Source organism: Microcystis sp. M109S1 (assembly GCF_020247025.1).
In the GTDB taxonomy this organism is placed as follows: domain Bacteria; phylum Cyanobacteriota; class Cyanobacteriia; order Cyanobacteriales; family Microcystaceae; genus Microcystis.
Map to the genome: position 1 here is coordinate 1 of NZ_JADBRW010000359.1, position 12176 is coordinate 12176.

Here is a 12176-nt window from a genome sequence, read left to right on the forward strand (position 1 = left end):
AAAAATTTCTCCTGCTATTTTTGGCTCTATGTTTCAAGCGGTGATGAATCCAAAAGAACGACGCAATTTAGGGGCGCATTATACCTCCGAGAAAAATATTCAAAAGGTAATTAAACCCTTATTTTTAGATGATTTATCCAGAGAATTTGAGAAGATTAAAGGCAATCGCAATAAATTACTAGAATTTCACAAAAAGATTGCTAATTTATATTTTCTTGATCCTGCCTGTGGTTGCGGCAATTTTTTAATTATTACCTATCGTGAGTTACGCGATTTAGAGATTTTAGTATTACAGGAATTAAATAAAACGGGACAGTTAGTAACAGATATTAGTGCTATTATTCAGGTAGATGTGAATCAGTTTGCGGGTATTGAATACGATGAGTTTGCGGTAAGAGTTGCTGAGGTGGCGATGTGGTTAATTGATCATCAGATGAATATTAAGGTTAGTAATACTTTTGGTCAGTATTTTGTGCGTTTACCATTAAAGAAAGCGGCAAAGATTGTTAATGGAAATGCCTTGCGGATTGATTGGGAGGAAGTTATATCAAAAGAGAAGCTCAATTTTATTTTAGGAAATCCTCCTTTTGTTGGTGCGATGATTATGAACGAACAGCAAAGGAATGATATGGCTTATGTTTTCGACGGTGAGAAAGGAATAGGCGTTTTAGATTATGTGTGTGCATGGTATATTAAGGCTGCTCAAATAATTCAGGGCAATAGAATCAGGGTTGCTTTTGTTTCCACAAATTCTATATCTCAAGGGGAGCAAGTTGCATTACTTTGGAATATTCTTTTTCAAAAATATCAGTTAAAAATTCATTTTGCCCATCGTACTTTTAAATGGAGTAATGAAGCAAAAGGAAACGCCGCAGTTCATTGTGTAATTATTGGCTTTGGAAGTTTTAATATAACAAATAAAATCCTATTTGATTATGAAGATATTCAAGGTGAATCATTAGTTGTTCAGTCTAATAATATTAATCCCTATTTGGTTGATGGAAGTGACATCATTATTTATAATCGAAGTTTTCCTTTATCTAATATTCCATTAATGCGTTTTGGTAGTATGCCAAGAGATGGTGGTAATTTTATTTTGACAGAACCAGAAAAAGAAGAATTTTTAAAATTAGAGCCGAAGGCAGAAAAATGGATTAGACCTTATACAGGAGCGCAAGAATTTATTAATGGTTATAGTCGCTACTGTCTATGGTTAATTGATATTTCTCCCAGGGAATTAAAGACATTACCAGAAGTCATAAAAAAAGTAGATAAGGTTAAAAATTTTAGATTAAAAAGTAAAGCTGCTTCTACTCGCAAATTTGCGGCGACACCTACTCTATTCTGTCAAATAGCACAACCCGAAACGAATTATTTACTTGTTCCCCGCGTCTCATCTGAAAGAAGAAAATATATTCCAATAGGTTTTATGAATAAAAATGTGATTGGTAATGATCAAGTTTTATTAATTCCTAATGGAAATCTATATTTATTTGGTATCTTAACTTCAGAAATGCACATGGCATGGGTTAAATATGTGTGTGGAAGGTTAAAAAGTGATTATCGTTACTCAAAAGATATTGTTTATAATAATTTTACTTTTCCAGAAAATATTACCGACAAACAAAAACAAACCGTCGAAACTTGCGCTCAAGCTGTGCTAGATACAAGGGGAAAATATCCTGATAGTAGCCTTGCCGATTTATACGATCCTTTAACCATGCCTCCCGACTTGCTCAAAGCTCACCAAAAACTTGACAAAGCCGTTGATTTGTGTTATCGTCCCCAACCCTTTACCAGTGAATTAAACCGTATTGAATACCTCTTTGAACTCTATGAAAAATTAACCGCTCCCTTACTCTCTACCAGCAAACAAAAACCCCCGAAAAGAAAAAATCCTCAATAACGAAGGCACTCATGCACTCATGCAAAAGGCAGCTTTGTTCTCCCCACACCCCACACCCCACACCCCATCCGCATCCGCATCCGCATCCCCAATCGAGGCAATTCCGGAGATTATATAAAAAAACACCCAGAACAATCGAGGTAATGGACAATACTAAAGGTTGTGTAGGTCATCAGAAAAGCCCTGTCAGGGTAAAATACCATGAAACTAGCGTCACGAGTCAATCAAGTTACCCCCTCCCTTACCCTAGCTATCGACTCCCTGGCCAAGGAAATGAAGAAAAACGGCGAAGATGTCTGTAGTTTTAGCGCCGGGGAGCCAGATTTCGACACACCCACTCACATCAAAGCTGCCGCGAAAAAGGCCCTCGATGAGGGAAAAACTCGCTACGGACCGGCTGCTGGGGAAGCGGGGTTAAGAAAAGCCATCGCCGAGAAATTGCTGCGGGATAATCAACTAGCATACAATGCCGATAATGTCATCGTCACCAATGGCGGTAAACAGTCTCTCTACAATCTAATCATGGCGTTAATTGAAGCGGGGGACGAAGTAATTATTCCCGCACCCTACTGGTTGAGTTATCCTGAAATGGTGACATTAGCGGGGGGAACATCGGTTATCGTCAACACTAGCCTAGAGAATCAGTATAAAATCACCCCCGAACAGCTAGAAGCGGCAATTACACCGAAAACTAAGTTATTTGTCCTCAATTCTCCCTCTAATCCCACCGGCATTGTCTATGCTCCTGAAGAAATCGCCGCTTTAGCAAAAATTGTGGTTGAAAAGGATATTTTAGTGGTTTCTGATGAAATTTACGAGAAAATCCTCTACGATGGCGCAATTCACCGCAGTATCGCTTCTTTTGGTCCGGAAATCTTTCAGCGCAGTATTATTAGTAATGGTTTTGCTAAAGCTTTCTCGATGACGGGGTGGCGCGTCGGTTACATAGCAGGACCGGTGGAAATTGTCAAGGCCATGACTAAGATCCAAAGTCATAGTACCTCCAATGTCTGCACTTTTGCCCAATACGGTGCGATCGCTGCTTTGGCGAGTTCCCAAGATTGCATCGAGGAAATGGTCAAAGCTTTTAGCGAGCGCCGACAGTATATTTTAGAACGAGTGCGAGCAATTCCAGGACTCGATTGTCCTACTCCCAACGGTGCTTTTTATGTGTTTATCGATATTAGTCAAACTGGTTTAAAATCAGGGGATTTCTGTCAGAAACTCCTCGAAAGCCAAAAAGTAGCCGCTATCCCCGGTATTGCTTTCGGTGCTGATGATTGTATTCGTCTTTCCTATGCTACAGACCTAAAGACGATTGAAAAAGGATTTGATCGCCTTGATAAGTTTATCAGCACTTTGTAGGATTATTACTTTCTCTGTTGGGGGTGAATTTTGTTTACCCCTTTTTTTCGGTTTTAACAGCCAATTATCTCTAATACTAAATCCGTTGGCTCTCCCGGGTTTGGTGGGTAAAATGTATTCTAAGATACGGTCTTGCGGACGAGTGCGTGGAACGAACCACAGAGACACAAAGGACACAGAGATCGATCACTACTATATAAGTTAAACTTATCATAAAAAGAATAAGACTGAAGTGCGAAATATGGGGTTAAATGAAACGGCCCTACCCCTGAACGGTTACAAATTTTTGTTAACATATTATCTACCGAAAAACCATAAATGTTAAAATGGCTGGCAATTCCCGATCTGAATCTTTACTATATGAGAGCAGTACAACCCAGCCAAACAGAGCCTGTTATTGTCGCTCAATCTTCCCCTGATCCTTCCCGATCAAATCCACCGTCAGGTAACAGCAGTTTCCCTTTAGTGCCGATAGGAGTAACTGTTGTGGTTACTTTGATACTGGTTTCTTTGTGGTCGCAAAAAGACAAAATTATTGGAGGTTTAAAGGTATGGACTGAACCACAACCAGACTCAGACACGATTCGATCCCAAGAATTTGCTGTTGATATAGAAGTATCAAATATTCGTACTCAGGATTATTTACGAGCCAGTGTACAAGCGACAATTTATGTCCATATTGCCGACACAAAAGAAGACAACCAAAAGGCTCAAAAATTTTTGGTAGAAGAAGACAGTATTTCAACCGTAGCCGTAGAAAAAGCTGTTAAAAAACGCGCCGAAACCGCCCTACGAGGAAGTGCCAGTAAACATACATTAGACTATCTGCATACAAATCGCACAGAGGTGGGAAAAGAAGCGACAACTATACTTGGTAACTGCCTAAATCCCCTAGGATTAACTGTTAGAGAGCTAGTTATTGGTGAAGTTGAAGAAAGTGCCAACTATACTGCTGACAACTATTTCGATGCCAAGGCAGTTGAGGCTCGAACAAAAGTTATTCAACCAGCAATTCTGGCAACTCGCACGGAAGAGTTAGAGACGGAAGAAAAAATACGAAAACAGGAATTAGAGAAAGGCAGAGATATAAGGCTAACGGAATTAGCGATAGGGATTGAACTGGAAAATCAAGAGCTTATACATCAAGAAACATCTTTGAAAAATTTAGAAACACTGGAAAAAGTCGAAAAGAGGAAGACTGATCATGAGCTAATTATAGAAAAATACCAAAATGAAAAAGAAAAAGAACTACAGGAGGCGATTGAAACCTCTGAATTAGCTTTAAAGAAAAAGCTCGAAATTGCTGAGTTAAACGACAAAAAAGAGCTAGAATCCCTCAAACACAAAACAGAGATTGAAATTCAACTTAACAAGCTCCTACAAGACACAGACTTAATTGAGAAAAATAAAACGTTTCGCGTAAAACAAGCAAAAGTCAATCAAGAAATAGAAACGGAAGAAATTGCTGCAACCATCTTGATTATTAGTAAAGAAAAAGAACGGCTGGAAAAAGAAATAGAACGCGCCGAAGCAGAACAAGCTGTTACTACAGCAATTGAAAAAGCCCAAGCAGAACGCCAGAAGCTGCAAGCGGAAATAGCCGCAGAGTCAGTGGAGAACGAAGCAAAAACTATCGAACGTTTGGCAGAAGCAGAAGGCAAGCGTTACCATCTCATACCGGCTACGGATGCCGAGCGCACGGCTAAAATGGTTCGGGATCTAGCACCTCAATTAATAGAAAATTTACCCCAGGTTGTTGAAATTGCCAAAGCATTAGCTCCCCAAGCAGGGATTTTGGGAGACTCCAATATCTATACTTTTCCCAATGGAAATGGAGAAGAGATTAACAAGTTGATGCTTTCCACCAGTGGTATGTTACTGATCCAATCTTTACTAAATGGTAAGTTAGGAGATTTATTAGGTAAATCGCTCCGCTCTTTGAATAACGATAGCAACAGCGGACAGGATAATTCTGACGTATAAGTAACAACGAGATTGATTCATCTAAGCCCATTAATCCCTGCCAATAAAACTAATTTTTCAACAGTAAAAAACTGAGTTTTCGAGTCTAAGTTCATGAACAAAGCAAAACAAAAACCTCCCCTAACATTTCCCCCCGTTCCCAAGACTATTAATTTCATTCTTACTTTTTTATTAGGACTTGGTATGGCTCTGGGCTTTGCTAAGTTAATCAGTTTTACAAGTTCTGCGAGTAACAATGGCACCAAAATTAGCGATTTGCAAGGTTACTTACAATGGTTCAATGGCATAAATACTATCTATCTAAGTCTGGTATTGGCTGGGGGGTTAGGCGGGTTACTTTACTCCATATTGCTTGACGGCGAGTTAGAATTGCCGTCTTGGAGTAAGAAAAATCCCAATAATCTCAACCCCGGCTTTTTGGGAGAAATTTTTGTTGGCATAGGTGGGTCACTTATTGCCTATCAGTTCTTACCCCAGGAACTTAGACAAACTTATGATACAGGCGTGGAAATCACGATTTTTGTCACTGGATTGGTGGGCGGCTACGGTGGTAAAGCCATCCTAGATGCGGCATTAAAGAAGGTAATTAACCGTATAGAAACGGCTGACCTAGCCAAAGAGAAAGCAGAATCTCAGGCAAAAGAACTCGAAGAAAAAACATACATCCGCAATCTAGTCAACCAGCAGATTCAACAAGGGCTAAATCAGTCCGAATTATCAGAACTCCAAGAGAAACTTGAAGCCGCTACTGATGATGTTAAAAAAATTGTTTTTAATGTTGCCCATGATGCCCGTAGCTTGGGAAGGAGAACTCTAACATTTAAAGATCGGGTCAATAGAACAATTCCGATTTTTGAGGCTCTGGTAGCGAGTGATAACAATAATGCCTCGTATAATGCAGAGTTAGGTTATGCTTACATCAGTTCACAGCCTCCTGATTTAAACCAAGCCATCTCCTATCTCGATCGCGCCATCGAACTACGAATACCGGGGTCATCAACGGAGGGAGATAGCTGGAAGTACGAAATGAATCGGGCGATCGCCAGAATTGGCCTTGGCAATTCTCAATCAAGGGATGATATCTTAAAAGATTTGTTTGCTGTTGAGCAGAGGAAAGGACTAGCACAAGCTATTGACGAGTATGAAAGTGATGGAGTAGATGGGGGAAATAATTCCATAAAAAACTGGCTTATCCAAAATCAAGATTGGGTAAGTCAACAGACTAACGGAAAAGCCTTACTTGATAAAATTCAACTTTCTGCGGCGGCGAAACCTGTCACTTCAACGTTATCAGTAACCCAGCATCGGGAAGATTTGGTCGCTGCCCCCCCCAATACAAAGATTAAAGCAACCATTAAAACCTATCTGAAAAAACAACCCATTGATTCATCACAACTCGGTGAAAACGAGAAAAAAGAAGTTCCTGTGGGTACAGAGTATAAAATCCTCAAGCATTCACAAGAATCTAATGGACATTGCCTCGTTGAATTAGACTACGGCCAGGGAATTTGGTATATTTGGTCAGATCACTGGTACTTACCTTGGGAAGACAAAATACTATCATCTGTTCCCCAGTCCAGTAAAAATGGTTCAGCGCGGGAAGCCATTGACCAATTATCAAGAATTTCTGCCCTCTCCCTAACAAATAGAGGAACCCTCAAAGCCGCAGCCACCCGCTCAATTCAAAGATCAGCTACAGCTACAAAGGTAGAACCCGAAAATTGGCTCATTGCGCCCCCCAATACCATCATCAAGGCAACTACTAAAACCTATCTGAAAAGGCAGCCTATTGATTCATCACAACTCGGTGAAAACGAGAAAAAAGAAGTTCCTGTGGGCAAAGAGTACAACGTCCTCAAGTATTCAGAAGAAATTGACGGACATTGCCTAGTGGAGTTAGACTACGGTGCTGGCATTTGGTATCTTTGGTCGGATCATTGGCATTTACCTTGGCAAAAATCTAGCCAAGACAATGGCCGCTCATCTGTATCCGCGCCAGAATCACGTCAGCATCAAGGCGGTAATATTGTAACTCGCCAGCAAGCTGAGTCTGTCTATGGACGTAAAATGAGTGATCAACAATTCAATGACTTAAACTCTTGTTTACAGCGATTTGAAATTAATACAGTGCCACGAATTAGACATTTCCTCAGCCAAACAGCCCATGAATCAGGAGGACTGCAATGGATGGAAGAAATTGCCAGTGGTAGTGCTTATGAAGGTCGCCGAGATTTGGGAAATACCTCTCCCGGTGATGGTCGTAAATATAAAGGTGCTGGTGTTATTCAATTAACTGGACGGCATAATTATCAGAAATTTGCGGACTTTATAAAGGATCAAAACGTGATGCAGGGACATAGCTATGTTGCTCAGGTTTATCCTTTTAACAGTGCCGGATTTTGGTGGAAGAATAATAACATGAATGCTCTTTGTGATCGAGGTGGAACTGTTAAAGAGGTAACAAAAAAGGTTAATGGTGGTTATAACGGACTATCGGATCGTCAACGTTATTACGATAAAGCTTGTCAAGTTATCAAACAATTACCATCTACACCTTTACATACGGAAGAGTTAGCCGCAAAGCCCGAAACAGGCAAGGCAGCGACAGAATCTAGCGATCAGGTTAGCAAAGTCGAAGTGGTTAGGGAAATGCCCAAAATTTTGACTCCGAAAGATGTAGATTGGAGTGATATGTCCACCCATTTAACCCCCCATTTCACTCTAGGAGAAAACTTACGAAACGACCCCCGACGCATTCCGCACGACACCACTTTGCAAAATAACATACTCACGATTATGCGAGAGTTGGAGAAGATTCGCACTGACTACGGTAAGCCCATTATTATCACTTCTGGGTATCGCCCTGAGCAAATCAATCGTGCTGTGGGAGGGGTAAGTGACTCGCAGCATATCCGAGGAACTGCGGTCGATATTTGCCCTGCTCATGGAGATGTGTTTGAATTTCAAAAGTGGGTAGATCAACACTGGTATGGTGCCTTGGGTTGGGGGGCGAAAAAGGGCTTCGTTCATATTGATTGTCGCAATGGAAAGGGATGGAAAACGGGAGGCGAAAAAGGTGTCAGATGGAACTATTGATGCCATGTAAAACTTTATAAATATACACTTAGGAGGATGCTTAAATGACACTCACAACCATCGGCAGAGTACCGATTACGGAACCCGGACCATTACTCGATCCATTCCTTAAAGATGATAATGCTTTAATTGCTGCTTCTGAAGATTTTACCGTCTCTATAAATACTATTTCACATCAACTTTATAGTAAGTATAGAGAAGAGTATAAAGCTGGACAATGGGGTAATGATTATTTTGCTGTAATGAGTCAGATAGGATTAGGAGATATAGAAAAACCTATCATTAAAGCTCACTACCTCAATCACATTAATAATATGAATAGACTGACCCATGATTTACTTACTACTTGGGCAGAAAATGTAGCGATTATTGAAGATTTCCAAAAAGACAAGAAAACAGAAAGACTATATTTATCATTCAGTAGTTTTTGTCAGGGATTAGGAGACTCAAAATTAGATCAAGTGACAGGAGCATTACAAGAAGTTGCTCGTGAAGTAGGCGGCACTTTTCCCATTCTCGTTCCTTTTACAGCTTTAGGAACAGCAGCTTTAGAAGGAGTCAATAATATTCTCAAAACAATACTAGATGCGGAATTTAGGCCTCAAGTAAAAACTGTAGAATTTGCTTTTTATCCTGGCGATCAGAACCGCCTTCCCAACATTGGTGAAGCTCCCTTACAGACAGGAGCATATGCCTTTTTCTTTGAAGAAGTTGCATTAGAATCCCTACAAATGGAACGGAATGGTACTATTACTTCAACTCGTAATGAACCAGTAAGTCCCTACATTGTTGTCAATATCAAAAAAGGAATTATCTTGGCACCGGGTCAAATTGAGAAACACTTGGCAACGGAAGTCTTGGAGACTTACAATAAATCTTATGGCAATCAACTCAATGCGGGAAATATATCTGGCAGTTATTTTAGTGCTTTAGAAGAACTAGGTAAAACAATACGCTTATCGACAGCTACACAACGATATTTTGAGTTGAGAGGAAAAGGAGACCAACTCACTGAAAGTGAAACACAACGCCTGCAATCCTTATATACCTACTTAAAAGAAAATTTAATCAGTTTTGATTAAACGATTAATCCTGCCATGAACCACTTTCTTCAAGTAAAAGCCTGCCATTTTTATAAATTCTTATTATACCACTTTCTGTGACAAAATAACGATAATTCCCATTAATAAACTCATAGCCGAGAAATTGACAGGGAGTAACTCTATCTGAACACAAACGATAAACAGTTCTCCCAGTAAGTTTAATAGATTCTGCGGTTTTTAAACTTGTTCCAGTGTATGAGACATTGTTGCACACTACCTCTCCTTCGGGGCAATTCCTAGTAATATTGACAATAAAATTTCTCGTTTGTAAGGTTTCTGCAAGAATTGTTTTACCCCAAAACAAGCAGATAAACAATAAAAATAGAGTTCTCATCAAGAAATTTTGCTTAAAACCGACTGACAAAAATCGCAGCAATTTCTTTCTCTATAATGGTTTAATCCCTTATAACCTCGTCCATTGCATAACACGAACCGAAGAGCCAATCTTTTTCGATGCGAGTTGCATCTTTATAGAGTCCATTTGCTATCTTCCCCAAAATCCTTATTCAGTATGGATTAGAGCGAATTAGCCAAAATACCTGTAATTCTTGCCCGTGAAGCGTCACAAGAGAGATGCCAAATAGGTTCTATAGATGCCCAAGGAGACGGACGGACAGACAGGGGGAGAATCTGATTAACTTTCCCTAGGGGCTTTTGTTAAGTTACATTAAGCCCTACAATAAAATTCTAGTGAGTTAGACGAAATTCGCTCGATCGCTCGGTCTTATCTGCTCCTAGCTGAGATAGAGAAAAGATAGCGCATCGAGAAACAAAAAAACTTGAGCTACTCAAGTCTTCGTCAATACTGCCCTGTCATCTATCTTGAGTTATAACCTAGTGTCCCAAACCCTACCTAAACCCTCCCTAAAAAGAGAATTTTTGCCATTTACCCTACAGGATGTCCGTCTAGCTATCCCGGCCCGTTGCTTCCAATCAAGCGTTTTTCGCTCTTTAGCCTACTTTTTTTTTGATATTGGCATCATTACCCTACTTTACTGGATAACTTACCAGATTAATCAAGCATGGTTCTTCCCCCTTTTTTGGTTTATGCAGGGAACCATGTTTTGGGCCTTATTTGTCGTCGGTCACGATTGCGGTCACGGTTCCTTTTCCCGTTATCGTTGGTTAAATAACTTAATCGGTCATCTCAGTCATACTCCCATTCTCGTACCTTTCCACGGTTGGCGCATCAGTCATCGCACCCATCACGCTAATACTGCCAATATCGACACCGATGAAAGTTGGTATCCCGTCACGGAAACCCAGTATAACAATATGGCTTGGTACGAAAAATTAGCTCGTTTTCAGCTAATTTTATTTGTTTATCCCCTTTATCTTTTCCGTCGTTCCCCTAATAAACAGGGATCCCATTTTATGCCCGAAAGCCCCCTCTTTCGCCCCTCGGAACGGTGGCAGGTACTGACTAGCACCGTTTGCTGTACCTTTATGTTAGGTCTATTAATCGGGGTGGGTATCAGCTACGGCTTTTGGTTTCTGTTTAACTACTACATCATGCCCTATATCGTCTTTGTGGTTTGGTTGGACTTGGTGACATTCCTACACCACACTGAAGATGATATTCCCTGGTATCGCGGTCAAGATTGGTACTTTCTCAAAGGGGCGCTTTCTACCATCGATCGCGATTATGGCATCTTTAATCCCATCCATCACCAAATTGGTACTCACGTCGCCCATCATATTTTTATCACTATTCCCCACTATCATCTCCAAGAAGCAACCGAGGCCATCCGTCCCGTCTTAGGAGACTATTATCGCGTCTCGAAAGAACCGATTTTCAAATCTCTCTGGCGGTCCTACCGCAATTGTCATTTTGTCAGTGACCAAGGCAGTAAGATTTTTTACCGCAAAAATTGATCCTGTCTTAGATATCAGGAGGAAACGGCAGCAAAATCTGCCTCCTCCTCTCACACCGAGAATAGTTGCCAAAACTGGGGGTAAAGTCTTTGTCTTTATTTGATTCATTGGCAAAGGATGAAGATTCAGCCGTAGGTTGGGTTGAGCTATCATTATTGATCAGGTATTACCAATCGGCTCAAAAGGCGAAACCCAACATATCGAGTTTTACTTTACTTGCAAGAAATCTCTAAATTCCCGTTGCGTCATACATAAATAACCTCCGATAAAATTCTTTCTCGCCTTCTTCCTTTTAAGCCATTTTTACTGATAACATCCGCTTTTAGCTTAAGTAAATCACTTAAATAATATTCCAGATCTACTAAATCTAGTAAACTAGGCGGTTCTGTATAATCTATCAGAATATTAACTTCACTATTTTCCTGCACTTCTCCTTTTACATAATCTCCAAAAAAACCTAATTCACTGACATAATACTTTTCTTTTACTAAGGACTTAACCTGACCTAAAATCGCTTTAATTTCTTCTAAATTTTTCATGATGCTCACCTTCTAAGATAACGGAAAAGACTTCTACCCTACTGATCAAAATTTTATTTCCTGTATCTGTATTGTAGCAGCTATCGGTTGACATCCTCACCGCCGTAAAACGGACGGTGATTCCCAAACCTCACGATTTAGGTTCCTGCTTCTTTCCCTTGCGGGGTTTCGCACCTGCCTTAACAGAGTAAATCTGTTCTGGTCTTATGGTCGCTCTACAGACTGACACCGCAAGCCCTGCGGCCAAAATGTTTTTACTGGCGTTAATATCTCGGTCATGGTGTGTCCCACAGTCTGGACAATCCCATT

The 12176-nt window shown here is 40.3% G+C and carries 9 protein-coding genes; 6 read left to right on the forward strand and 3 right to left on the reverse strand.

What is annotated here, in order from left to right; translation table 11 throughout:
* The 5 genes from IM322_RS17820 to IM322_RS17840 all read left to right on the forward strand — a co-directional run.
* Positions 1 to 1906: class I SAM-dependent DNA methyltransferase (locus IM322_RS17820; RefSeq protein ID WP_287713275.1), on the forward strand; the 1906-nt coding region annotated here is incomplete at its 5' end.
* 201 nt (positions 1907 to 2107) lie between these two features.
* On the forward strand, positions 2108 to 3271 hold the full coding sequence (locus IM322_RS17825) for a pyridoxal phosphate-dependent aminotransferase (protein WP_287676204.1): 1164 nt from the start codon (positions 2108 to 2110) through the stop codon (positions 3269 to 3271).
* Between the two features lie 318 nt (positions 3272 to 3589).
* Positions 3590 to 5254 (forward strand): SPFH domain-containing protein, encoded by a 1665-nt coding sequence (locus IM322_RS17830; protein WP_287676205.1) that lies wholly within the window; start codon positions 3590 to 3592, stop codon positions 5252 to 5254.
* 93 nt (positions 5255 to 5347) lie between these two features.
* Positions 5348 to 8350: a D-Ala-D-Ala carboxypeptidase family metallohydrolase gene (locus tag IM322_RS17835; RefSeq protein ID WP_287676206.1), complete on the forward strand. Its 3003-nt coding sequence runs from the start codon at positions 5348 to 5350 to the stop codon at positions 8348 to 8350.
* Positions 8351 to 8394: 44 nt separating this feature from the next.
* Positions 8395 to 9432 carry a hypothetical protein gene (locus IM322_RS17840; protein WP_286825025.1) on the forward strand — a complete coding sequence of 346 codons (1038 nt, stop codon included), beginning with the start codon at positions 8395 to 8397 and terminating at the stop codon, positions 9430 to 9432.
* A gap of 4 nt (positions 9433 to 9436) precedes the next feature.
* Here IM322_RS17840 and IM322_RS17845 read toward each other — a convergent pair whose 3' ends face one another.
* Entirely contained in the window at positions 9437 to 9817 is a 381-nt protein-coding gene (locus tag IM322_RS17845; protein WP_287713277.1) for a hypothetical protein, read from the reverse strand.
* Positions 9818 to 10290: 473 nt separating this feature from the next.
* Between IM322_RS17845 and IM322_RS17850 the strand changes: the two genes are divergently transcribed.
* Positions 10291 to 11328: a fatty acid desaturase gene (locus IM322_RS17850; protein WP_286825026.1), complete on the forward strand. Its 1038-nt coding sequence runs from the start codon at positions 10291 to 10293 to the stop codon at positions 11326 to 11328.
* Positions 11329 to 11573: 245 nt separating this feature from the next.
* Here IM322_RS17850 and IM322_RS17855 read toward each other — a convergent pair whose 3' ends face one another.
* The gene (locus IM322_RS17855) at positions 11574 to 11867 is read right to left on the reverse strand and encodes a nucleotidyltransferase family protein (protein ID WP_287676208.1); all 294 of its coding nucleotides are present in this window, start codon (positions 11865 to 11867) and stop codon (positions 11574 to 11576) included.
* Between the two features lie 130 nt (positions 11868 to 11997).
* Positions 11998 to 12176 (reverse strand): zinc ribbon domain-containing protein (locus tag IM322_RS17860; RefSeq protein WP_287713278.1); only part of this gene is annotated, 179 nt, incomplete at its 5' end.